Source organism: Vibrio bathopelagicus, assembly GCF_014879975.1.
GTDB lineage: Bacteria > Pseudomonadota > Gammaproteobacteria > Enterobacterales > Vibrionaceae > Vibrio > Vibrio bathopelagicus.
The window spans coordinates 2219276-2244871 of sequence record NZ_CP062500.1 but is presented as its reverse complement, the minus strand read 5'-3'; the positions used below and the strand labels follow the sequence as shown (position 1 = coordinate 2244871).

The window sequence follows — 25596 nt, the reverse complement described above, 5'->3', positions numbered from 1 at the left end:
GCAAACAGTGTACTACAAATTAGAGAGGAAGCATGGCGCCTGTAAAAGATAGGTATAGTATTGAAAATACCGATTATACAGTAGGACAAGATAACGTTCAGAAATGGGGTTTTGATGTTCATAACCCAGTATTTGGAATCAGTGCAGGAGCGATCATCGTCTTCCTGATCGCACTTCTGGTCGCTGACCCTGAAACCGCAAAAGCAGCACTTGATGGAATTAAATGGAAAGTCATCGGTAACTTCGATGGTTTCTTCATGTGGGCAGCTAACATCTTTGTTATTTTCTGTTTTGCCCTCATTGTCTCCCCGTATGGCAAGATACGTATTGGTGGCAATGATGCCAAAGCAGAGCACTCTAACCTATCTTGGATGTCGATGTTATTCGCCGCGGGAATGGGTATTGGTTTGATGTTCTGGGGTGTTGCAGAGCCAGTGGCTTACTTCACAGGTTGGTATGAAACACCACTTGGTGTTGAAGCTTATTCTCCTGAAGCGGCTAAGTTGGCGCTTGGCGCGACTATCTATAACTGGGGTTTACACGGTTGGTCTATTTACGCCGTTGTTGCTCTAGCCCTCGCTTTCTTCACATTCAATAAAGGCTTACCGCTTTCTATTCGATCAATCTTTTATCCACTTCTAGGTGATAGAACTTGGGGTTGGTTTGGCCACATTGTCGACATCGTCGCGGTACTTGCAACACTGTTTGGCCTTGCAACGTCACTTGGCTTAGGTGCTCAGCAAGCAGCAAGTGGTATTAACCATGTGTTTGGTACCGATGGTGGTATTGGCATGCAGCTTATCGTTATCGCAGTAGTAACGCTATTGGCAACAATGTCGGTTATTCGTGGTATTAACGGTGGTGTTAAGGTTCTAAGTAACATCAATATGGTCGTTGCGTTAGGGTTGCTTATCTTCGTGACCATCGCTGGTGGCATGGCGGGTATTAAAGCTATTCCAACGGCATTGATGGGTTATATCGAAAACTTTATTCCTTTAAGTAATCCTCACGGCCGTGAGGATGAAACTTGGATGCAAGGTTGGACAGTATTCTACTGGGCATGGTGGATGTCTTGGTCACCATTCGTAGGCATGTTCATCGCTCGTATTTCTAAAGGTCGTACAATTCGCGAATTCATCGTGGCGGTATTGTTCATCCCAACGTCAGTAATCATTATCTGGATGGCGATTTTCGGTGGTATTGCGATTGACCAAGTCGCGAACAAGGTCGGTGAGATCGGTGTGAATGGTCTGCAAGATATTACACTGTCTCTGTTCCACACTTACGATGCGCTTCCGATGAGCTCAGTACTTTCTGTTGTATCGATTGGCTTAATCATGGTGTTCTTCATTACTTCTTCAGATTCAGGCTCATTGGTTATTGATAGCATTACCTCTGGTGGTAAAGTGGATGCACCCGTACCTCAACGTGTATTTTGGGCGTTGATGGGCGGTGCGATTGCCGCAGTTTTACTTTGGGTTGGCGGTACTGAATCAATCCAAGCATTGCAAGCCGGAACGGTATCCATGGCGTTACCATTTGCATTCATATTATTGCTTATGTGCCTAAGCTTATTGTTAGGCTTACGAACAGAAAATCAATTGGTTAAGCATCAAAATGCTTTGAGCTAAAAGTATTTTCTAAATAAAGGTCGACATAGTCGGCCTTTTTTCGTCAGTAATTTGAGTAATTACGTGAATTTTGTTTGAAAACTCATCGAACCGATTCTGGTTTACTGAAAACAATAAGTTAACCTGCTAAACTTCAGACATCCAAGTATTTGAATTATGTGACAACAGCTTGTACTACTTGGATCGTATGTTCGAGTTTGTGATTAAGTCGCAGGTAAGTAAGGGATATGAGGTCAATAGACCGTATTAGTATTCCGTAGAGAGGGATAATGACTAAAGGTATAGATAAATACAGTATCGACAGTACGGATTACACTGTCGGTCAAGATAACGTCCAAAAATGGGGCTTTGATGTACATAACCCTGTTTTTGGTATTAGCGCAGGCCTAATTACTTTGTTTTTGATCGGTGTTCTGATTACAGATACCGCATCAGCAAAAGCAGCACTTGATGGTGTTAAAGGTCAAATCATCAACTCGTTTGATTGGTTGTTCATCTGGTCTGGTAACATTTTTGTTATTTTCTGTTTAGGCCTGATTGTTTCACCATACGGTAAAATCCGCCTTGGTGGTGTTGATGCGACCGCAGATTACTCATTCATGTCTTGGCTATCAATGTTGTTTGCCGCAGGTATGGGTATCGGCCTGATGTTCTGGAGTGTGGCGGAGCCCGCTGCTTACTTCACGGGTTGGTTTGAAACCCCGTTAGGTGTTGAACCAAACACACCAGAAGCTGCAAAACTGGCATTAGGTGCAACCATGTATCACTGGGGTCTACACCCTTGGGCTATTTATGGTGTTGTAGCGCTGTCACTTGCTTTCTTCTCTTACAACAAAGGTTTGCCTCTTTCTATTCGTTCTATTTTCTACCCAATCTTGGGTGATAGAGCATGGGGTTGGGCTGGTCATATTGTTGATATTCTAGCGGTTCTTGCAACTCTGTTTGGTTTGGCGACGTCGCTGGGCTTAGGTGCGCAACAAGCAGCAAGTGGTATCCAACATGTCTTCGGAATCGAGGCTGGCTTGGGGTTACAAGTTGTTGTTATTACGGTAGTAACCTTGTTAGCGGTTGTATCAGTACTTCGTGGTATTGATGGCGGCGTTAAAGTTATCAGTAACATCAACATGTTGGTTGCTTTCCTACTGCTTATCTTAGTGGCTCTAATTGGCTACGCGGTGACTTTAGGTTCTATCCCAACAACCTTTATGGCGTACATTGAAAACATCATTCCATTGAGTAACCCTCATGGTCGTGAAGATGAAACGTGGATGCACGGTTGGACGGTATTCTACTGGGCTTGGTGGATTTCATGGTCACCATTCGTAGGTATGTTTATCGCGCGTGTTTCTAAAGGTCGTACGGTTCGTGAGTTCATCACAGCGGTTCTGATTGTTCCAACGACGGTGACTATCATTTGGATGTCAGTATTTGGCGGCATGGCGATTGACCAAATCGTGAACAACGTTGGTATCCTTGGTCAAGATGGTTTGACTGATGTATCACTAGCGATGTTCCAAATGTTTGATGCTCTACCATTCGGTACGCTGCTATCAATCATTGCTGTTATCTTGGTTCTAGTATTCTTCATTACATCGTCTGACTCAGGCTCTCTAGTTATCGACAGCATTACCGCGGGTGGTAAAGTCGATACGCCAGTACCTCAACGTGTGTTCTGGGCATTCCTTGAAGGAGCGATCGCTGTGGCTCTATTGTGGGTTGGCGGTACCGAAGCAGTACAAGCTCTACAAGCGGGTGCTATCTCGACAGCATTGCCGTTCACCATTATTCTATTACTGATGTGTGTGAGCTTGCTAATGGGTATGCGTACAGAAAAGCGCTAACTTCTGAAGCTTAAATCGACTGCGATTTATAGGCGGTCGAATACTAAATAATACGAAGGCAGGTGAGGAAACTCTCCTGCCTTTTTACATCTATTTTTCATACCTTTTTTACCGTACTAAGTCTGACATATTTTTTAATAACCATATACTTAGTAGCGCCTTGAATTTGGCGGCGTGACAACTAATTGGCATAAGCTAAGGCTATGGTTTACATAAAAATATATTCCAATATTAAATCGTGAAATCGCTCGAATTTAATACTGATATTGGGTAGTATGCGCGAGATTTCCCACCACTCGTGAAACTTTGACATGAAACTAACACTTAAGCAGAAGTTGATAGGTGCTAGCCTATCTGCTGTTGTCGTTATGGCTACAGCGTTGACTTGGTTATCAGCAAACCAATTATTTGAACAGACTCGTAATGGCGTATACCTGCGAGCTGAAAGCGTATCAGAAGCAGCATCTGAAGGTATTAAAAACTGGATTGATATTCGTACGGATATCGCATCAGCATTTAATGACTTTTCACGAGAGGATGATGTTGTTCCTTTCCTTAAGCAAGCTCGTGTAGCGGGTGGCTTTGACGATATCTTTTTAGGTACTCCAGAAGGCGGAATGTACCGTTCACATCCTGAACGTAATCGTGCTGATTACGATCCTCGTCAACGTCCTTGGTACCAAGAAGCAAACGCAGCGGGTAAGCAAATCATCACGACGGCTTACCAAGATGCGATCACTAAAGCACTGCTAGTAACGATTGCAGAACCTGTGCGCCATAACGGCAAACTTGTTGGTGTAGTAGGTGCAGACGTACTTATCGATCAATTGGTTAACGATGTAATCAGCCTAGATGTTGGTGACAATGCCAACGCAATGCTGATTGATGCATCTGACGGCACATTCCTAGCACACCCAGATTCAGCATTGAGCCTGAAGCCGGTAAGTCAGCTTTCAAACGATATCTCTATGCCTATCATTGAGAACGCAGTGCGTACTGGTAGCATTGAGATCATTAAAGAGCGTGGCGCTGAGAAGCTGCTTTACTTCACTAAGGTTCCTAACACTAACTGGATCTTCGCGGTTCAAATGGACCGAGCGACTGAAGAAGCTAACCACTCAACACTGCTTACTCAGCTAATCATGACGGCTGTTGTGATTACGCTTATCGTGATCGTATTGGTTTCTTGGTTAGTGAGCTTCCTATTCCGCGACCTAAACCGCGTTTCTGCTGCACTTGAAGAGATCGCTTCAGGTGAAGGTGACCTTACTCAGCGTCTTGAGCCTAAGAGCGACGACGAGATTGGTCAGCTTGCTACAAACTTCAACCGTTTCGTGGGCAACATGCACACCATGGTTGTTAAGTTAAGCGAAGTGTCTGCTGCATTGGGTAACCAAGCACGTCAAACGGCTTCTCAAGCTGAAGAACGTAGCGCTCGTATCCAGATGCAACAAGATGAGATCAACATGGTAGCGACAGCCGTTAACGAAATGGCTGCAGCAACACAAGAAATCGCGGGTAACGCTGACCACACAGCTCAGAACTCATCTGAAGCCGTTGGCGCGTGTGAGCACGGTACTGGTCAAGTGACACAGACTCAAAGCTCTATCCAAAACCTTGCTCAAGAAGTTCAAATCGCAACTAACGTGATTCTAGAGCTTGAAGAGCACGGCAACAGCATCAACGCTATCTTGTCGAACATTCAAGGTATCGCTGAACAAACGAACCTACTTGCACTTAATGCCGCTATCGAAGCAGCACGTGCGGGTGAACAAGGTCGTGGCTTTGCAGTAGTCGCTGATGAAGTTCGTGTTCTGAGCCAACGCACGCATGGTTCAACGCAAGAGATTCAACAAACTATCGAATTGCTTCAAGGTACAACTGGCAAAGCGGTTAACATCATGAACGATAGCCGTACTCTAGCTGAAACCAGTGTTGATGACGCTAACTCAGCAGCAGCGAGCTTAACGCAAATTCATGCTGCCGTTGAACGCATTAGCGACATGGCAACACAGATTGCTTCTGCTGCAGAAGAGCAAGCTTCAGTAACGTCTGAGATTACTCGTAACACTGAAGGAATCCGTGACGTATCTAACGAGCTAGCAGACGAAGCGCACCAAGCGGCAGAGCAAGCAGCGCAGCTGTCTGAACTGTCTCACGAGCTAGAAAGCGAAATCAGCCGCTTCAAGCTGTAAGCACTAAGTTCTGAGCGAATCGCGATAACTTAATAGCTAAAACGACTAGCGAATAATTCGCGATAACGTTATCAAAAAGCCGAATGTGATTATCACATTCGGTTTTTTTGTGCGTGCTAGTTAGAGTTATGAATCCAAACTAGTTGTTCGGATAACCTGGGAACTTAGCTTTAAGTGCTGCACGAGTAGGGAAGTACTGCTCCATAAATTTAACCATCGCAGGGTCGCTCGCTTGCAGCTCTGTGAATGTTGCAGAACTTAGCTCTTGAGCACGGTAGCCTTTGTAGTTCACGTCGTAGTAGGCATACAGAGAGTAGGCTAGGTATTCTTGGTCGTACGACTCTGCGTCTAGGTCAGCTTCTACAATCGTCGAGTCTTTTCCGTTCGGAAAGTAAGAGCCTGCAAGAATCGCTTTCTCATTCAATACATCTAACTCTTTTTGCATCTCCGCCCATTTCGATGAAAATGATTGTACCGCTAAGTTCATCACACCGTAATCGTGCACAAAGTGAATGATCTCTTCAAATGCAGCGTCTCTTTGAGTCACTAAATCCGGTTTGTTCTCACCTGTTGTTGTGTCAGTGGTTTCTGTCGCAAATAGATCTTGGAAACGGTAATTCTCATCTAAGAAGTCACCGCCATCTCTGTCAGACCAATCGTCATCGTAAAAGAAACCCATGGTCGCTTTACTGTCGTAAATAGCCTTAGTCACTTCTGCTGGGAAGTTATCAAGGTAGTACTGCATGATGTTCTTAACGTGTGTGACCTTGGCTGCACCGTTATTTTTTGACTGGTCTTCAATCAAGAGTGGAATCTTATAACCGTGTGCTTCTACGCACGTCTGTTGTTTGATGCCGTTCGTGAGCAGGTCACCTGTTGTGTTTGAGATAACAGAGCAATCACTCGTTGGTACACGTGCAAACGTCTCTGATGCACTTTGAGCGAAGGATGGAACAAATTGAATACCATTACTCAAAGTGTTGCCCACACGAACATAGAGGTTCATCGGTCTCATCTGATCGATGTTAAATTTGACGCCCGTACTATCAGTAATGAATTGCTTGTTGATAGTGACAGTATCGGCTTGTTTCCATCGAACAACGTTGTTTATATTGTTTTCAACTTCAGCGATAGCAAGTTTTTCAGGTGTCGATGTTGAGTTAAAGTTTTCGTAGTAAATATCGAAGTTTTCAACATCGAACGTTTTGCCTGATGAGTTTGTCGCCGTGACTGAGAAGGTGATATCAGCATCGCTTTGGGTTTTGTAATTGCGCTCAGGAATGCCGTGAACTTGTGCGAAATTACCGCTCGCTTTTTGTGTATTACCGTACTGAGTAATATCAATGTTCACGTTTTTGTCTGTGCCTAGTGCAATCGACTTGACACTCAAGTGTAGTGAATAGTTGCTCCCTAAGGTAACAACGGATTTTGCGCTTGATGCATCGATGACATTCTTTGAAGCGCTAGTGTTATTGCTGTCGCTACTGCCGCCGCACGCAGTGAGCATCGTAGTGAGAACAATAGTTGGAATTGTGAGTTTGTATACCATAGGGGACCAAGTTATCTGCAAGCTATAAAGCCTGCATGTTACTAGAGATGGTATTTGCTCTTAGTAAGCGTTTGTAAGTTGTGTGTTGGCTTTTGTAAGTAATGTATTAGTGGTACTTACAAATGAATGGTGTGGTATTGATTTTAATTATTGGTCTGGGTTGTTCGATATCAGAGTCACAGACATAAAAAAGCCCGAGTATAAACTCGGGCTTTGAATGGTTTTACTTATGCTGTTTGAGTAAATGTCTGAACTTCGTTTCGTTCGTCTATTTAAATTCAAACTTACCTTTCATGATTGCCCAGTGGCCAGGAAAAGAACAAATGAATGAGTAGTCACCACCGGCTTTCATATTTTCGGTACTGAATGTGACTGAGGCCGATTCACCCCCGCCGATGACTCTTGTAAATGCGTATACACGCTCATCATCTGGTTTAACGTAGTTATTGCCGATACCTGCGGACATACCATCAATACCAACGGCTTGGACTGATGCCGTGTCTGTGATAACAACGTTGTGTCCCATTGATTGTGCAGGCATAGACCCAGTGTGGTTAAGTGTGAGAGTCACTTCTTTACAGCTAGCGGGCACACTTAAGGTGTCAGTTGAAAATTGCATTTGGTCAGTGGCATCGATTGATATTTCACACTCAGAAGCTGCTTGAGCGGTAAAACTCGCACCGAAAAGGGCTATAGTGGTTGCGATTAATCGTAAAGACATACGCTGTTCTCCATTACTGTTTTTGGGGTAGGTGATTCCTTAAGAACGATCGATACGTATTATCTTCGAAAGGTGAACGTAGAAACGTGCTACAGCCTGAACTATAAGCAACTCATTGCTTTATATTTGTTAGAAAATAATACCGTGAGAGAAGACAAACTTCTGTGACATATTCACTTTAGATTTGATGACGTAATCATTGTTGCTTGCACTATCGATGGATTAGGTAGGGTAGCAACTTAATTTAATGATGACTGCTTGTTTAGGATTAGCCAGACAAGCAGCCTTGTTAAACACGAATGTTATGACTCGTATTGAGGCTGCACCGTTTGTGCTTGGTTGAGTATGTGTTTTACGATAGCTTCTAAACCTTGGTTGCGACTAGGGCTTAGTTGAGATTGCAAATCCAGTTGAGTAAACCAAGTTTTGATGTCGAAGCTCAAAACATCACTGACTTTCTGTTCGTTGTATGCAATGAGGACGAGCGCAAGCAAACCTTTGACCAAAGATGAGTCACTGCTTGCCTTAATTGATATCTGACCTTCCTCATTAATAGCGAGATCCAGCCACACATTACTCTGACAGCCAGCAATAAGGTAATCATTATCTAACTGCGTTGTTGGGAAAGCAGGTAATCTCTCTCCCAACTCAATGAGGTACAGATAACGCTCTTCCCAGTCGGCGCATCGGTCGAAATTTCGTTTAAGCTTGTCAGGGGTCATACGTTACCTTAATAGTTGGCTAATGCGTTTTAACGCTTGGCAGAGCGCGTCTACATCTTTTGGCCCGGTATACATGCCTATCGACGCCCTACAGATCGAGTTCTGGCCAAGGCGTTTAATCAGGGGCATTGCACAGTGGTGGCCGGTACGAATCGCAATTCCATATCTATCTAGGAATGAGCCGACATCGAATGAGTGCTGATTTTTCATATTAAACGCCAACAGACCGGTTCGATTTTCATCATCGCCATAAAGATCTATTTCAGGGAGCTGTTTAATGCTATTAACCAGATAGTACATAATGCTCTTTTCGTAGGCTGAGATTTCTTTGAAGCCAATCGCTTCTAGATAGTCTATTGCTGCCCCTAAACCTAAAATCCCTGCAATGTTTGGCGTACCTGCTTCGAACTTCCAAGGCGCCTGACCAAATGATGTACCCAGAGGCAATGTCACTTGATCGATCATCGCACCGCCGCCTTCCCAAGGAACCATACTATTCAGATGTTCCTTTTTCGCATAAAGCACGCCGATTCCTGTAGGACCATACAGTTTATGACCAGAGAATGCGTAGAAATCACAACCTAGATCGGTCACATTGACTTCTTGATGCATGACAGCTTGAGCGCCATCGACCAACACCGGTACTTTTGCTTTATGTGCGGTCTTGACAATGGTCTTAATCGGATTGATTCGCCCCAGAACATTGGAAACGTGGCTGATCGCAAGCAGCTTGGTTTTGCTGTTCATCAAAGAGACAAGGTCATTTAGATTCAAATAACCATTCTCCGCCATGGGCCAAACACGAATGGTGACATCATAAATTTCAGAGAGCAGTTGCCAAGGGACAAGGTTGGCGTGGTGCTCCATCTCGGTCACAATTATTTCGTCGCCCGGTTTTAACCTTGGTCGTAAATAACTGTTGGCAACAAGGTTGATGGCTTCGGTGGTGCCTTTGGTAAAAACAATATTCTCGTGTGATTTTGCTGAAATAAAGTGGCCCACTTTTTCTCTGACCAGTTCCATCTCTTCGGTAGCTTTAGAGCTTAAGAAATGGACACCGCGATGAACACTGGCGTAATCATGTTGATAGAACTGCGTCATGCGGTCGATCACTACTTGAGGTGTTTGAGCAGTAGCAGCGCTATCTAAATAGACCAGGGGCTTGTCGTAAACTTGAGTTTTTAAGGCAGGGAAGTCACTAAACCAAGGACTTGCCGTTACAATAGAATCAATCATGGTCGCTCTCTTTATTAAGTGATGCGTTTATTTTATCTATCGCATATTGTCTTAGTGCCGGATGTTTGATTCTTTCGGCCACTTCAATAGCAAAGGCTGACGTAATCATATGTTCGGCACGCTGTTTTGGGATGCCTCTTGAGCGTAAGTAATTGATCTGATTTGGGTCAATTTGTCCGGTGGTAGCACCGTGACTGCACTTTACGTCGTCGGCATAGATCTCTAATTGTGGTTTGGAATTCACTTGAGCGTAGTCGCCGAGGATCAGACTGTGAGTATTCATTTGCCCGTCTGTTTTTTGTGCCACAGGGTCAACGTAAATCATTCCATCAAATACAGATTTAGATAGTTCACGAGCGATAATTTTATGATTTTGTTCACTTACACAGTGCGGAGCATTGTGTTTAAGGTATGTACGTGTATCGAAGATCTCTTCAGATTGAGGTAATGATACGCTGTCCATAGACACAAAGCCCTGTTCTCCGGCGAGTACACTACTGACCTGGTGGCGGATAAGCTGACCCGAATAGAGCATACAACAGGAGTGGGCACTCGCATGCGCACTAATCGTTATATCATTATGACCAAAATGGTGTTGCGTCGAGGACTCTTCGACTATCTTTGTGTGGTGATAATGTGCGCCGCAACCAATATGCTGAGTTAAACGAGATAACGTAACCGCGCCTCTGTCACCTTGAGAAACATGGTGTTCGATGACGTTGATTTCCGAATGTTCAGCAACTTCAATGTGGTTTCTGTAGCTCGATACATCCCCTTGCTTGCCTGAATTAACATGCAGTAGGTATATCGGCTTTGAAATCTGCGTGTTGGCTTCCACTTCGATTAATACGCCACACGAAGCGGTGGCATCAGTAATGTAAGTAAAAGCATCCGGCTTTATCGAACGCGATAATTCGTCGGTTTCGATTGGTGACAGCGCACTGATCGGTGTCACTCGTACTTTTGGGACCCAGTCTGAGTATCTTGCAGAGAAGTATCCGTCTACGAAAACGAGTCGATAAGCGTCAATGTCCAAGCTGAATTCATTGTATGGCGTATTCGCTGCAGGTTGTGCTGGTGCCCTTATTAGCTCAAGCTGTTCTAAACGGTTGAACGGTGTGTATTTCCAGTCTTCATGTTTAGAAGAAGGGAGGCCGACACCAAGCAATTTAGACCATTGCTTATTCTGCCACTCATTCGGTTGAACAAGGGTTTGAAATGAATCAAGCAATGAGAGCTTATTCTTCATCAATGATCCATCCATAGCCTTTCTCCTCTAACTCGTGAGCTAACGTATGGTCGCCAGATTTTACGATTTTCCCCTTGTATAACACATGGACGAAATCGGGCTTGATGTAGTTGAGGATTCGTTGATAGTGTGTAATCAGAATAAAGGCTCGCTGCTCATTCTGTAGCGCGTTCACACCTTCTGACACTGCCTTCAGCGCATCAATATCAAGGCCTGAATCGGTCTCGTCAAGTATGCAAAGATCGGGGGAAAGTACAGCCATTTGCAAGATATCATTGCGCTTTTTCTCGCCACCTGAAAAGCCCTCATTAACGGAGCGTTGCAATAGGAGTGGAGGCATTTTCAACAATTGTGCTTTTTCTTCGAGCAGGTCTTCAAAGTCAAAGCGGTCAATAGGTTCTAGGCCTCGGTATTTGAGAATCTCGTTGAGTGCGGTATTGAGAAACAGTTTGTTGCTCACCCCAGGAATTTCAACGGGGTATTGGAAAGCCAAAAATACGCCTTCACCAGCTCTCTCTTCTGGATCAAGTTCAGTGAGATCCTGACCTTTAAAAATAATTTCACCGCTGTCGACTTGGTAATCGTCTTTGCCTGCTAGTGTCGCCGATAGTGTGCTTTTTCCTGAACCATTTGGCCCCATAATCGCGTGAACCTCACCTGGTTTAACGGTTAGGTTAATGCCCTTTAGGATAGCGTTTTCTTCAACGCTAACGTGCAAATCTTTAATTTCTAACATGTCTATCCCACACTATGCTCGAGGCTGATTGATAAAAGCTTCTGGGCTTCAACAGCGAATTCGAGAGGTAATTCTGAAAATACGTCTTTACAAAAGCCATTCACAATCATTGAAATAGCGTTGTCTTCACTGATGCCTCGCTGGACACAGTAAAAGAGTTGGTCTTCGCCAATTCGAGATGTTGTGGCTTCGTGCTCAACATGAGCGGATGGATTTTTTACTTCGATATAAGGGAAGGTGTGTGCGCCACATTCATCTCCAATTAACATGGAATCACACTGGGTGAAGTTTCTAGCCCCTTCAGCGTTGGAAGTCACTTTAACCAACCCGCGGTAGCTGTTTTGGCTTTTGCCTGCGGAGATCCCTTTTGAGATGATCGTAGAACGCGTGTGTTTTCCGATATGGATCATTTTAGTTCCGGTATCTGCTTGCTGAACCCCATTGGTAAGAGCGACAGAGAAGAACTCGCCGACAGAATAGTCACCTTTTAAAATGACGCTTGGGTATTTCCAAGTAATTGCAGAGCCTGTCTCGGATTGGGTCCAAGACATTTTGCTGTGGTCACCTTCACAAACAGCTCTCTTGGTTACAAAGTTAAGAATCCCGCCTTTGGAGCCTTCTTCGCCAGAAAACCAGTTTTGTACAGTAGAGTATTTAACCTCAGCGTTCTTATGAATGATCACCTCTACGACCGCGGCGTGGAGTTGATAGCTGTCTCGCATAGGAGCAGAGCAGCCTTCAATGTAGCTTACGTAAGAATCTTGATCGGCGACGAGAATGGTGCGTTCAAATTGGCCTGTTTTCGCTTGATTGATTCTAAAGTAGGTTGAGAGTTCTCTGGGGCATCTCACGCCTTTAGGAATGTAGACAAAAGTGCCATCAGAGGCGACGGCGGCATTCAATGCAGCAAAGAAGTTGTCTTTTGGTGGGACGACCGTGCCCAAATATTGTTGAACAAGGTCTGGGTATTCTTGAATAGCTTCACTAAATGAACAGAAGATAATCCCTAGCTTTTGAAGTTCTTTTCGATAAGTAGTGGTGACAGAAACCGAATCAAAAATGGCATCTACAGCAACTTCAGAACCTTCCCTAACAGGGACGCCGAGCGCTTCAAATGCTGTTTCTACTTCTTCGGTTAAGAACTCATTTGAACCATCGTCACGGGCACTTTCACCGTTAGGAGCATTGTCACAACTCAAGCAGCTCGGCGCAGAATAGTAACTGTAATCTTGGTAATTAAGCTCAGGGTAGTCGGCTTTGAGCCAATGTGGCTCTTCCATTTCTAGCCACTGTTTGAACGCTTTCAGGCGAAATTCCAACATCCATTCCGGCTCGTTACGTTTTGCAGATATTGCTCGAACAACCTGTTCATTAATCCCTTTTGATAAAGTATCTGAAGATAGCTCTGTGTAAAAACCTTCACGATAGTGAGTGCTTTGCAGCATATCTTCAACTTCAGGCTGCGTTTCAACTGCACACATGCTTAAACTCCAAAACTCTCACCACATCCACAAAGATTTTTTACTTTGGGGTTGTTGTATACAAAATTGCTATTCAGCCCTTGACGTACAAAATCAATCTCAGTGCCATCGACCATAGGTAGAGCCTTCAACGCGACAAAGAATACGATGTCATGTGACTCATACTTGATATCGTTATCGGATGGGGCGTCTATCAGCGTCACAACATACGCAAAACCTGTACAACCAGAGGGTTTAACGGTCAGGTGAAAATGTTGTTTACCACCGGATAACTGCACAATTCTCTGCGCCGCGGTGGCACTCAAAGTGACGCCTTGCCACTGCATGTCATGTATTGATATTTCGTTAGAACCAGAACTCGGAATACTCACCTTACTGCTCCATAGTTGATCACTTCGATTAAATGATATTGATTATCATTTGTATATCAACCATGTATTGTCTAGGGTTTTTGGTGTGCAGACCAATATATTGACAAAATTAGATCTATAAATACTATATGTGCTAAGTTATATTTGATAATGGTTATCATTAAGATTTAAGTGAGGTTGTACTATATGGATATCGTCGTCTACTCGAAACCACAATGTGTTCAATGCACAGCGACAGTGAAGGCATTACAGAGCAAAGGCATCGAGCATACTGTTGTTGATTTGACACTCGATGAAGCAGCAATGGAGAGGATTCAATCAATGGGTTATCGACAGGCACCAGTGGTTGTTGCCAATGATCGGCACTGGTCGGGCTTTAGGCCTGACATGATTAGTTCTTTGGGACAATGATTGTTTACTACTCGAGTGCCTCAGGAAATACAAAGCGATTTGTAGAACAGTTAGGAATGTCAGCAATTAGGCTTCCTATTGAGGACGATGAAGGGCTGCTCGAGATTGAACAATCATTCGTACTCATATGCCCAACTTATGCTGATGGCGAGGGACGGGGAGCTGTACCTAAATCTATCATACGCATATTGAATAACCCGAAAAATCGCTCATTGATTAAAGGTGTGATTGCAACGGGAAATCGAAACTTTGGGGCGCTATTTGCTCGTGGTGGCGCGATTGTCGCCGAAAAGTGCAATGTCCCACTCTTATATCGTTTCGAACTATCAGGAACCCAGACCGATGTTGAAATCGTTCGTAACGGGTTAAAACAATTTTGGAAACATCATGGATAACCACTTCGAGAATGAGTCTCTTGACTACCATGCTCTAAATGCGATGTTGAATCTGCTCGATGATCAAGGGTCGATTCAATTTGAAGCAGATAAGCAAGCTGCTCGCCAATTTTTCTTACAACACGTGAATCAAAATACGGTCTTTTTCCATAACTTGGACGAGAAGATCGACTATCTCCTTAGGGAAGGCTATTACGAGACGGAAGTCATTGAGCAATATGACCGCAGCTTTCTCCATCAAATTTGGCAACAAGCTTATCAAATCAAGTTTCGTTTCCGTACTTTCTTAGGCGCTTATAAATTCTTCACTTCCTATGCTCTGAAGACACGAGATGGCAAGAGATACCTTGAAAGGTTCGAAGATCGAGTTGTTATGACGGCACTCCTATTGGCGCGAGGTGACAGTGATTTTGCTCTCGCACTGATGGAAGAGATCATCCACCAACGCTTCCAACCCGCAACTCCTACCTTTATCAACTCAGGAAAAAAGAGTCGCGGCGAATTGATCTCATGCTTTTTGTTGAGAATTGAAGACAACATGGAAAGTATTGGTCGCGCAATAAACTCTTCGTTGCAGTTGTCTCGTCGCGGTGGTGGTGTCGCGCTTCTTCTTAGCAATCTGAGAGAACAGGGTGCGCCAATTAAAGGGATTTTGAACCAAAGTTCTGGTGTAGTGCCGGTGATGAAGCTACTCGAAGACAGCTTTTCCTATGCTAACCAGTTAGGCGCAAGGCAAGGAGCTGGCGCTGTTTATCTTAATGCTCATCACCCTGATATTATGCAATTTCTTGATACTAAGAGAGAAAATGCCGATGAGAAAATTCGAATTAAGACATTGAGTCTTGGGGTGGTGATTCCTGATATTACGTTGGAATTAGCCAAACAAAATAAGGATATGTACCTGTTTTCTCCCCATGATGTAGAGCGTGTCTACGGCGTACCTTTTTCTGAGATCAGCGTTACTGAGAAGTATCATGAAATGGTGGACGACCCAAGAATTCGTAAAGGAAAGATCAACGCGCGAGGCCTTTTCCAAACACTCGCAGAGATTCAATTTGAATCTGGCTACCCATACATCATGTTTGAAGATACGGTGAACCAAGCCAACCCGATAGAGGGTCGTATCAACATGTCCAATTTATGTTCTGAGATCCTTCAAGTGAATGAGGTGTCGAGCTTCGATGACGACTTGAACTACAGTCATATTGGGCGTGATATCTCATGTAACCTCGGTTCGATTAATATCGCCAAAGCGTTGGATGGCGGACAGTTACCTCAAACGGTAGATACCGCTATTAGAGCCTTGAACGCTGTGTCAGAGATGAGTGCTATCAACAGTGTGCCGTCGATCAGAAAAGGTAATGATGAAAGTCACGCGATTGGTTTGGGTCAAATGAACCTACACGGCTTCTTAGCGCGCGAGCGAATTCACTATGATTCCCCTGAAGCGATTGATTTCACAGGCAGTTATTTTGCCTGCATCTTGTACCACTGCCTCGTTGCGTCTAATAAACTGGCTCAAGAGAAAAAGAGTATGTTTAAGGGATTTGAAAACTCCACTTATAGCGACGGATCGTTCTTCAATAAATATCTAGAGCAAGATTTCTCTCCAAAATCGGAAGTCATCAAAGCGCTATTTGATCGCCTAGATATACGTATACCAACAGTACCTGAGTGGGAAGAGCTGAAACAAACTGTGATGAGCTCTGGCCTGTACAATCGAAACCTACAGGCGATCCCACCGACAGGATCTATTAGTTACATCAACGATTCTACGGCGTCTATTCACCCCGTGACCGCTAAAGTAGAGATCCGAAAAGAGGGTAAAATTGGTCGAGTTTATTTCCCTGCGCCTTATCTAAATAATGACAACTTAGAGTACTTCCGTGATGCCTACGCCATTGGTCCTAAAGCGATTATCGATGTTTATGCCGCAGCGACAGAGCACGTCGATCAGGGCTTGTCACTAACGCTGTTTTTTGATGACGAGGTCACGACGCGAGACATCAATAAAGCTCAGATCTATGCATGGAAAAAGAAAATTAAGACGCTTTACTACATCCGTATGCGACAGAAAGCGCTTGAAGGCACTCAAGTCGAAGGCTGTGTGTCTTGCTCACTGTAAGAAAGGGATAAATGCAATGAAACAGATGGAATCAGGTCCAGTACGAGCGATTAACTGGAATCGTATGATCGATGACAAAGATCTAGAGATTTGGAATCGTCTGACGGTGAACTTTTGGCTTCCCGAAAAGGTGCCGCTGTCGAATGATATTCAGACATGGAAACAGTTAACCGAAGACGAACAAGCACTGACAGTTCGCGTGTTTACTGGACTGACGTTACTCGATACGATTCAAAATACGGTAGGGGCTCCTGCCTTGATGGAAGATGCTCGAACGCCACACGAAGAAGCCGTATTAACCAATATCGCTTTTATGGAAGCTGTACACGCCCGTAGCTACTCTTCGGTATTTTCAACGTTGTGTACCACGCCACAAATTGATGAAGCATTTCGTTGGGCTGAAGAGAACCCTCTACTTCAGCTAAAGGCTAAGTTGATTCTAGAAGATTACTTATCTGAAGGTGACCCGCTTAAGAAAAAGGTTGCTAGCGTGTTTCTCGAAAGCTTCTTGTTTTACTCAGGTTTTTATTTGCCTATGCATTGGTCGAGCCGAGCAAAATTGACGAATACAGCAGACTTAATTCGCCTGATTATTCGAGACGAAGCTATTCACGGCTATTACATCGGATACAAATTCCAACTCGCCTTTCAGGAGCTTGATGAAAATGAACAGGCGAGAGTCAAGGATGAAGCCTATTCGCTGATGTTTTCTTTGTATGAAATTGAAACCCAATATACAGAATCGCTCTATGATCAAGTTGGGTTAACTGAAGATGTGAAGCACTTTTTACATTATAACGCCAACAAGGCCCTGATGAATTTAGGGTTCGAAGCTCTCTTTCCTGATGAATTATGTCAGGTCAATCCAGCAATTATGGCAGCACTCTCGCCAAATGCTGATGAAAATCATGACTTCTTCTCAGGTTCTGGCTCGTCCTATGTCATAGGTAAAGCCGTTGCTACCGAAGACGACGATTGGAACTTCTAAATAAAAAATCCGAGTAGCAATACTCGGATTTTTATATAGAGGGGAAGGGCTTTCTTTATAACCTACAAGGTACTAAATTGCCTGACGAAGTTGGAAGTAACGTCCTTCTTCGTTTAACAGCTTCTCGTGAGAGCCATTTTCAACAATCTCGCCTTGTTCAATCAGAACGATAGAGTCCATCGATTCCAATCCAATCAAGCGGTGAGTGATGAAGATAACCGTCTTGCCTTCGAAGTGCTTCTCAAACAGCGTCATGATGCTGTGTTCTGTTTGCTTATCTAAGCCTTCTGTTGGCTCATCTAGAAGTAGAATAGGGGCGTCATGAAGAATCGCACGTGCGATGCCGATACGGCGCTTCTCACCACCAGACAGTTGACGACCACCGTCACCTAACCAGCTATCAAGCGCGTTGTTCTCAAGCAGCTTTTCAAGACCCACGTCTTTTAGGATATTTGCTAAGTGATCATCGGTTGCTTCTGGTCTTGCAATCAACAAGTTGTCACGCAAAGTACCATTTAGAATGTCGACACGTTGGCTTACTACACTGATCGATTCACGAAGTTGCGATTCATTCCACTGCGTCAGTTCAATACCTGCAATAGAGATGTAACCCTTTTTAGGATCCCAGTAGCGAGTCAGAAGCTGAATCAGAGTCGATTTACCAGAACCTGTTTGGCCAACAATCGCAACCTTGTTCGTGGCAGGGATCGTTAGGTCAATAGCGTTCAGAACACTGCGCTCAGAATCAGGGTAGTTGAACGTTACGTTTGAGAACGTAATATCCAGCGGCTTGCTGATGTCGAGTTTCTCTTCAGCAAACTGAACTTCAGGCTCTGACAGAATAACTTCGTTCAAGCGACGCGCAGAAGACAGGGTTTGACCTAAATGCTGGAACGCGCCTGCAATCGGCATCAGCAGTTCAAAGCTTGCCATGGTTGCGAACGCCATTAGCGCGATGAACGGGTCTGGTGCATTACCACCAACGCCGTCAGCAGCAAGCCAAAGCATAAGAACAAGCGTCAGACCGTTGAACAACATCAGAGCTGCTGACGCCATACCGGTTAGGTTGGCATTCACAAACTGATTCGCCATCAACTTTCGTTGAGTCTCTAGAATCGCATTACGGTAACGCTCTTCAGCACCGAACAGAGTCAGCTCGCTGTAGCCTTCAATCCAATCTAGCGTAGTCACACGAAGATCAGCTTTGTTTTGTGTCAGTTCACCGCCGTTACGCTTACCCAGCTTGTAGAACAAGATTGGCCAAACCAAAAGCATGATCAGAAGGATAGAACCCAAGATCAAACCAAGGGAAGAATCGAACCACATCAAGAACAGAGTCAGGAAGAAAATCCCGAACACACCAACCGTCACTGGGCTGACTAAGCGCAGGTACACGTGATCCATTGCGTCGACATCGGCAACCAAACGGTTCAGTAGATCGGCGTCACGAAGGTTTGAAATACGGCCTGGGATCAGCGGAGCCAGCTTCTTGAAGAAGAAAATACGTAAATCAGTTAACAGTTTGAATGTTGCATTGTGGCTGACAACACGTTCACCCCAACGACCCGCAGTACGGCTCATTGCTAAACCACGTACACCGCCACCCGGCAGCATGTAGTTGAAGGTTTCACGCGCAATCGTAAGGCCCGCAACCGCAGAAGCTGAAATAAACCAACCCGACAGCGTTAACAAGCCGATAGAAGCCGACAGAGTAGCAAAAGCCAATAGCATGCCTAGTGACAGGCCGAACCAATGCTTTTTATAGAGTCTCAGGTAAGGCAGTAAATCACGCATCTAAATTACCCTTATTATCTTGTTGAGCTAAGTTCGCGTTAAGCATCTCTTCGAACAAACCACCCGCAGTTGAAAGCTGAGAGTAATGACCTTGTTCAACCAGACCACCATCGCGCATAACCAGAATATTATCGACTGATTTAAGAGGAGCGAGTTGGTGCGTCACAAGCAGTGCAGTGCGGCTTTCAATGTTGCTATTGATGCCTTTCATCACTAACTGTTCGCTACGAGTATCTAGGCTGGCAGTCGGTTCATCTAACAACCAGAACTGACCGTCTTGAATCATTGCACGAGCTAACGCCAAACGCTGTGATTGACCAACAGACAAGCCGCCAGAACGATCAGAGACCATGTAATCCAAGCCGTGCTCGTTTACAAATTCACTAGCAAATGATTGCTCAAGTGCATTCTCGACAACTTGGTCAGTGATATCATGCTTACCTAGCGTGACGTTGTCACGAATGGTGCCATGCAGTAGTAATGGGTTTTGACCAACCCAGCTAATGGCTTTACGCCAAGATGCCAAGTCTAAGTCACGCAGTTCAATACCATTGATTTTCAAGCTTCCTTCATAAGGCATGAAACCAAGGATGGCGTTGATCAAGCTGGTTTTACCCGCACCACTTGGGCCGACAAGTGCTGTCGATTGACGAGTGTTCAATGCAAACGAGATAGGGCCAACTAATTGAACACCTTCAGGGCTTAACACTTTTAGATCTTGAGCTTCAATATTGATGCCTTGAGCTGAATCGAGTTGAGTGTCACCTGATTTAACTTTAGTAATGTCCGTTTCTAGGAACTCAACAATACTTTCAGCAGCGCCAACCGCTTGTTGTTTCGCATGGTAGAAAGTACCTAAGTCACGCAGAGGTTGGTAAAACTCTGGCGCCAAGATAAGGATAAACAAACCTGCGAATAGCGTAATGCCTGCACCGTAGTGACCGAAGTTAAGCTCACCAATGTAGGTGAAACCAAAGTAAACAGCCGTCATCGCAATTGAGATTGAGGTGAAGAACTCAAGAACCGCAGAAGACAAGAAAGCGATTTTCAACACATCCATAGTACGAGTTCGGAACACTTCTGAAGCACCTTTAAGTACCTCTGTTTCAGCGTTCGTGCGATCAAATAGACGAATGGTTGTCATTGACTGCAAACGGTCGTAAAAGTGACCTGAAAGACGTTGAAGCGCTTTGAAGTTTTTACGGTTTGCGTCTGCGGCTTTCATGCCGACAAGTGCCATGAACATCGGTACCAGTGGTGCGGTAATCAAGAAGATCAAACCTGCCGCCCAGTTGATTGGGAACACGACCACAAGAATGATAAACGGAATCATCACTGACAGAGACATCTGAGGTAAGTAGCGAGAGAAGAAATCTTGCATGTCTTCTACTTGCTCTAACAACAAGGTTGCCCAAGTACCTGCAGGTTTACCTTTGATATAGGCAGGGCCAAGCTCTCGTAATTTATCGAGAATGAGCTGCCTGATGTAAATACGAACCTGTTCACCGCAGCGATAGCCAGCGATTTCACGTCCCCATGTACAGCCAGCTCGGCCAACGACCGATAATGCCAAGCCAGCGAAATGACCAACCAGTTCAGATTTATCGACATTCTCGATGATCAGCTGGTGAAGAATAGAGGCGAGAAGAGCTGCTTGAGCAATTAAAAACACGCTTGAGAGTACGCCAAGGCCAATCGCAATCATGAGCCAGCGTTTCGCTAAACTGCTCTGTTGCTTAAGCCACTTATTCAAGCTGCGTTGTTTTTTCTTATCCATTATGAAGGCTTAATGATAATTATTATTCGTTGAGGGCGGCTAGTATACAAAAGAAAGCCCAGTGGATATACCACTGGGCTCTAGGGATTTATAACAAAATGTGATGACGCCCTGCATCTATTGGTGCGAGGGCTTCGATAATCAAATCTGCAAACTCAGATTTACTTATCGTTAAGGCCATCTAGGAAGCGTTCTGCGTCTAATGCAGCCATACAACCCGTACCCGCAGAGGTAATTGCTTGACGGTAGTTGTGGTCCATTACGTCACCCGCAGCGAATACGCCTGGGATGCTTGTCTGTGTCGCGTTTCCTTCAAGACCTGACTGAACGATGATGTAGTCATCTTTCATGTCTACTTGGCCTTTGAAGATTTCCGTGTTCGGTTGGTGACCGATAGCAATGAATGCGCCCATTACGTCGATATCTTCTGTTTTGTCAGACTGAGTATCTTTAATACGAACGCCAGTCACACCCATGTCGTCGCCCAGAACTTCGTCTAGCGTGCGATCAGTGTGAAGAACAATGTTGCCGTTCTCTACTTTGTCCATTAAGCGTTTCACTAGAATCTTTTCAGCGCGGAACGTGTCACGGCGGTGAACTAGATGAACTTCAGATGCGATGTTAGATAGGTAAAGTGCTTCTTCAACAGCGGTGTTACCACCACCTACAACCGCCACTTTTTGGTTACGGTAGAAGAAACCATCACACGTTGCACAAGCAGAAACGCCGCGGCCTTTGAATGCTTCTTCAGATTCTAAACCTAGGTACTTAGCTGATGCACCCGTTGAGATGATCAATGCATCACACGTGTACTCGCCAGAATCGCCTTTAAGACGGAAAGGGCGGTTTGATAGGTCTACTTCGTTAATGTGGTCGAACAGGATCTCTGTTTCAAAGCGCTCTGCGTGCTCTTTCATGCGATCCATCAGTGCTGGGCCTGTTAAACCTTCCGCATCACCCGGCCAGTTTTCTACTTCTGTAGTAGTTGTAAGCTGACCACCTTGCTGCATACCTGTAACAAGTACTGGGTTTAGGTTTGCACGAGCAGCGTAAACTGCAGCTGTATAGCCAGCAGGGCCAGAACCAAGAATCAATAAATTACAGTGCTTTACGTCGCTCATGAGGACTCCGAAATTGAATTTGTTTTAATTTATAATCGCTTAGGATTGTATGGAAAATATGGAGGCAATAAAAGTGTAAACAAGGGCAGAAGTGTAATTAATCGTTATAGGTTAGAACATAAGCTATTTTTAGGAACTTAGGTACATCAAGGGATGTTGCATTATTAATGCGTTGAGTGAGTCTTAATGTCGCATGGACATATAGTGGCTTATTGCGGTGAAATTTGCCTTAACCAAGAAATTTTGGAACGTAAGGGGATAGGACTAAACTTTGTTGTCGAGTTACTTGTGTTGACATGGTCTAAAGCAGACAGCTAGATTGAAAAAGCCTCGCATTTGCGAGGCTTTGAATCGTCTGTTACCAATGATAATTAAAGCTCTGCGATCAATTCTATTTCTACTAGAGCATCTAATGGTAAACGAGCAACCTCTACGCATGAACGGGCCGGTTTATGTTCGCCAAAAAACTCAGAGTAAGCGGCATTGAACTCAGCAAAATTATTCATATCAGACAAGAATACTGTCGTTTTAACAATGCTCTCTTTTTCGCAGCCAGCTTCCGCAATAACGGAACTTATATTACGGAAAATTTGCTCAGCTTGCCCCGTCACGTTACTAGCAGAAAACTTCATTGTTTCTGGGTCTAGAGGTAGCTGACCAGAAAGGTAAAGCATACCGTTAGACTTGATAGCTTGAGAAAAAGGGCCGACTGCTGCAGGTGCTTGTGTCGAGAATACAATTTCCATGAAAACTCCCAAATATCATCGTGTGATGATGTGAAAAATAATTAATAAATGCGCGTGAAGCCGTTTTCTAGATCTTCAATAAGATCGGATACGTTTTCTAGACCTACATGGATTCGTACTAAAGTACCTTCAAAATCAACAGGGTTTGCAGGGCGAATAGCATTCAGCTCTTCAGGTTGATTAGCAAGAATCAACGACTCGTAACCGCCCCATGAATATGCCATTGAGAAATGTTTAAAATTGTCTAAATATTCTTCAAGTTCTTCTTGGCTGAGTCTTTTATTTAGGACGAAGCTGAATAGACCATTACAGCCTTTGAAATCGCGAACGTAGAATTCATGACCTTTACAGCTTGGTAGTGCAGGATGGTTAACTGTTGCAACTTCTGGGCGTTCCGTTAACCATTTAGCCACTTCGATACTAGCTTTCTCGTGTTGAGCTAAACGAATTCCCATAGTACGTAAACCACGTGAAGCGGTGTAAGCTGTATCTGCATCAACCATCTGACCCATAAGGTAAGAACGCTCACGTAAACGATCCCAACAACGCTCGTTGCTTACGGCCGTACCCAACATTGCGTCTGAGTGGCCAACGATGTATTTAGTGCCAGCTTGAATTGAAATATCGATACCGAATTCCAGTGCAGGGAATAGAATACCTGCAGCCCAAGTGTTGTCGATCATAATAACGACTTCTTCAGATACAGCGCGAACCGCTTTGACAATAGCTGGAATGTCTTGAACTTCCATAGTTACTGAACTTGGTGACTCTAAGAAAACTACTTTTGTATTAGGTTTTACTAAGTCAGCAATTTCAGAACCAATTGTTGGGTCGTAGTATGTTGTTTCTACAGCCATGTCTTTAAGAATGATATTGCAGAAATCTTGAGTTGGCTCATAAGCGGCACCCGTCATAAGAACGTGATCGCCCGAGGCAACGAATGACAATATAGAATTTGTTACGGCAGCTGCACCACATGGGTATAGCGCGCAACCCGCACCATTTTCTAGCTCGCACATAGCATCCTGTAGAGAGAAGTGAGTCAGAGTGCCGCGACGTCCATAGAATAATTCACCTTTTGCACGGTTTGCTGTTGCGTCTTTTTTCTCTTTAACACTGTTAAACACAAGTGACGATGCACGTTGAACTACAGCGTTTACAGAACCTTGTTGAAAACGAGGTTTGCGACCTGCGGTAACTAATTTTGTTTCGATATGTTTACTAGTCATTTTTTTATCCTATGCCAATTGTTCAGCAGGTTGTGATAGTTCTTGAGGTTGTTTTTCTTTACCCATGAAGCGTTCTACGATTTGTGTTGCGTTAATGTCGTGCACAACGTTGAGTACTGTTGCAGGTGCATCACATATAGTGCCGATTACTACGAGTACTGGAATTACTTCAAGTGGAAGGCCGAGCGTAGTGACAATGAAAATCTCACCTAAGAAAGCGCCGCCCGGTACACCACCGATGATGATTGCCGATAGCACAGCAATAACCATGGTCATAACGAATACATCAAAACTAAACGGAAGCCCTAAAACTGCGTAGATAAAGACCACTTTGATTGCCGCAGTAATAGCAACGCCGGATTTATTAAGGTTTACGAAGAGTGGGATACAGATATCGTATATTTCTTTTTTGATACCCATACTGTCAGCCGCTTTGATAGTGACTGGTAGAGTGCCAAGAGAAGAACACGTACCTAGCGCTGTAATTGATGGGGCAGCTGCGTATTTCCAGAACTGCTTAACGCCATTAGTGCCACCACCGATGTATGAGTAGACAGTTGCGCCAACTGCGTAATAAATAACCATGTATCCGCACAGTAGGCCGATAACTGTAGCAAGAGGAGCTAAGATTGAACTGTCTTGAGATGCCATTGTTGCAGCAAAGAATGCGCCAAGGCCGACAGGAGCGAGTTTCATAATAAGGCCAACGATGTTCATCACTATAGCGTTAGCTGCATCAACTAACTCAGCAATTTTCTTACCTTGCTCACCGGCTTGGCTAATCGCAATTCCCGCCAGTACAGACATGATAATAAGCGCAAGAATGTTCGATTTCGATAATAAGCCTACAAAGTCGTTGGTCGTAAACATGCTGACAAAATCCATGCCACCTGCACCGCCTGTAAATTCTTGGCTTAAGTCGATGGTCACGCCTTGAGATAGGTCAAACAGCTGAGCTATACCAACAATTCCCAGTGATGGGAAAAATGCCATCGCAATTGAAATCGCCAGTACTAAGCCTAGAATCTTGCCAAGTTTCTTCAAGTCAGTCATGCCCGCAATTGAAGACATAACACTAAGTGAAACTAAAGGAACGATGACCATAAATAAAAGGTTAAGAAAAATTTGACCTATTGGTTTTACCTTAAGTGCAAGTTCTGGTGCAGTAATTCCAAAGATTGCGCCAATAATAAGCGCCAATAGTAAGACTATTGATGAGCGGTAAGGCTCTAGCTTTTTTAACATAATGTTTCACTCTTGTTGGTAATTAGGGGTAAT

21 protein-coding genes are annotated in these 25596 nt (G+C 44.3%); 7 read left to right on the top strand and 14 right to left on the bottom strand.

Going from position 1 to position 25596, the window contains the following annotated elements; genetic code table 11:
* Positions 1-32 precede the first annotated feature (32 nt).
* The 3 genes from IHV80_RS09880 (at position 33) to IHV80_RS09870 (ending at position 5667) form a co-directional block, all read left to right on the top strand.
* The gene (locus IHV80_RS09880) at positions 33-1631 is read left to right on the top strand and encodes a BCCT family transporter (RefSeq protein WP_192888921.1); all 1599 of its coding nucleotides are present in this window, start codon (positions 33-35) and stop codon (positions 1629-1631) included.
* A gap of 269 nt (positions 1632-1900) precedes the next feature.
* A complete protein-coding gene (locus IHV80_RS09875; RefSeq protein ID WP_192888920.1) occupies positions 1901-3472 on the top strand; it encodes a BCCT family transporter in 1572 nt (523 codons plus the stop codon).
* A 311-nt stretch (positions 3473-3783) separates the two neighbouring features.
* A complete protein-coding gene (locus tag IHV80_RS09870; RefSeq protein WP_192888919.1) occupies positions 3784-5667 on the top strand; it encodes a methyl-accepting chemotaxis protein in 1884 nt (627 codons plus the stop codon).
* Between the two features lie 139 nt (positions 5668-5806).
* Here the strand turns inward: IHV80_RS09870 and IHV80_RS09865 are convergent, their stop codons facing one another.
* The 8 genes from IHV80_RS09865 to IHV80_RS09830 form a co-directional block, all read right to left on the bottom strand.
* Complete coding sequence (locus IHV80_RS09865; protein ID WP_192888918.1) at positions 5807-7216, bottom strand: hypothetical protein; 1410 nt, start codon at positions 7214-7216, stop codon at positions 5807-5809.
* A gap of 268 nt (positions 7217-7484) precedes the next feature.
* On the bottom strand, positions 7485-7937 hold the full coding sequence (gene azu, locus IHV80_RS09860; protein WP_192888917.1) for an azurin: 453 nt from the start codon (positions 7935-7937) through the stop codon (positions 7485-7487).
* A 302-nt stretch (positions 7938-8239) separates the two neighbouring features.
* A complete protein-coding gene (sufE, locus tag IHV80_RS09855) occupies positions 8240-8659 on the bottom strand; it encodes a cysteine desulfuration protein SufE (protein WP_192888916.1) in 420 nt (139 codons plus the stop codon).
* A 3-nt stretch (positions 8660-8662) separates the two neighbouring features.
* Entirely contained in the window at positions 8663-9895 is a 1233-nt protein-coding gene (locus tag IHV80_RS09850; protein ID WP_192888915.1) for a cysteine desulfurase, read from the bottom strand.
* On the bottom strand, positions 9888-11159 hold the full coding sequence (gene sufD, locus IHV80_RS09845; protein ID WP_192888914.1) for a Fe-S cluster assembly protein SufD: 1272 nt from the start codon (positions 11157-11159) through the stop codon (positions 9888-9890). The genes IHV80_RS09850 and sufD overlap by 8 nt, the downstream gene beginning before the upstream one ends.
* On the bottom strand, positions 11134-11880 hold the full coding sequence (gene sufC / locus IHV80_RS09840) for a Fe-S cluster assembly ATPase SufC (protein WP_192888913.1): 747 nt from the start codon (positions 11878-11880) through the stop codon (positions 11134-11136). Before sufC ends, sufD begins: the two co-directional genes overlap by 26 nt.
* A 2-nt stretch (positions 11881-11882) precedes the next feature.
* Positions 11883-13361, bottom strand: a complete 1479-nt coding sequence (gene sufB, locus IHV80_RS09835; protein ID WP_192888912.1) for a Fe-S cluster assembly protein SufB — start codon at positions 13359-13361, stop codon at positions 11883-11885.
* Between the two features lie 2 nt (positions 13362-13363).
* The gene (locus IHV80_RS09830; protein ID WP_192888911.1) at positions 13364-13732 is read right to left on the bottom strand and encodes an iron-sulfur cluster assembly accessory protein; all 369 of its coding nucleotides are present in this window, start codon (positions 13730-13732) and stop codon (positions 13364-13366) included.
* 186 nt (positions 13733-13918) lie between these two features.
* On the opposite strand from IHV80_RS09830, the gene nrdH reads away from it, so the two are divergent.
* The 4 genes from nrdH to nrdF are packed head-to-tail and all read left to right on the top strand — an operon-like array spanning position 13919 to position 17651.
* Positions 13919-14143, top strand: coding sequence for a glutaredoxin-like protein NrdH (gene nrdH, locus IHV80_RS09825; RefSeq protein WP_086713577.1), 225 nt, complete (start codon positions 13919-13921; stop codon positions 14141-14143).
* A complete protein-coding gene (gene nrdI, locus IHV80_RS09820; RefSeq protein WP_192888910.1) occupies positions 14140-14538 on the top strand; it encodes a class Ib ribonucleoside-diphosphate reductase assembly flavoprotein NrdI in 399 nt (132 codons plus the stop codon). Before nrdH ends, nrdI begins: the two co-directional genes overlap by 4 nt.
* A complete protein-coding gene (gene nrdE / locus IHV80_RS09815) occupies positions 14531-16663 on the top strand; it encodes a class 1b ribonucleoside-diphosphate reductase subunit alpha (RefSeq protein ID WP_192888909.1) in 2133 nt (710 codons plus the stop codon). The genes nrdI and nrdE overlap by 8 nt, the downstream gene beginning before the upstream one ends.
* Positions 16664-16679: 16 nt before the next feature.
* Complete coding sequence (nrdF, locus tag IHV80_RS09810; protein ID WP_192888908.1) at positions 16680-17651, top strand: class 1b ribonucleoside-diphosphate reductase subunit beta; 972 nt, start codon at positions 16680-16682, stop codon at positions 17649-17651.
* 72 nt (positions 17652-17723) lie between these two features.
* Here nrdF and cydC read toward each other — a convergent pair whose 3' ends face one another.
* From cydC to IHV80_RS09780, 6 genes are all read right to left on the bottom strand, one after another.
* Positions 17724-19445: a heme ABC transporter ATP-binding protein/permease CydC gene (gene cydC / locus IHV80_RS09805; RefSeq protein WP_192888907.1), complete on the bottom strand. Its 1722-nt coding sequence runs from the start codon at positions 19443-19445 to the stop codon at positions 17724-17726.
* A complete protein-coding gene (gene cydD, locus IHV80_RS09800; protein WP_192888906.1) occupies positions 19438-21222 on the bottom strand; it encodes a heme ABC transporter permease/ATP-binding protein CydD in 1785 nt (594 codons plus the stop codon). The genes cydC and cydD overlap by 8 nt, the downstream gene beginning before the upstream one ends.
* A 161-nt stretch (positions 21223-21383) precedes the next feature.
* Positions 21384-22343 (bottom strand): thioredoxin-disulfide reductase, encoded by a 960-nt coding sequence (gene trxB, locus IHV80_RS09795; RefSeq protein WP_052879097.1) that lies wholly within the window; start codon positions 22341-22343, stop codon positions 21384-21386.
* 371 nt (positions 22344-22714) lie between these two features.
* Positions 22715-23089, bottom strand: coding sequence for a RidA family protein (locus IHV80_RS09790; protein WP_192888905.1), 375 nt, complete (start codon positions 23087-23089; stop codon positions 22715-22717).
* Positions 23090-23130: 41 nt separating this feature from the next.
* Complete coding sequence (metC, locus tag IHV80_RS09785) at positions 23131-24318, bottom strand: cystathionine beta-lyase (RefSeq protein WP_192888904.1); 1188 nt, start codon at positions 24316-24318, stop codon at positions 23131-23133.
* Positions 24319-24327: 9 nt separating this feature from the next.
* Positions 24328-25563 (bottom strand): dicarboxylate/amino acid:cation symporter, encoded by a 1236-nt coding sequence (locus tag IHV80_RS09780; RefSeq protein ID WP_192888903.1) that lies wholly within the window; start codon positions 25561-25563, stop codon positions 24328-24330.
* Positions 25564-25596: the final 33 nt, after the last annotated feature.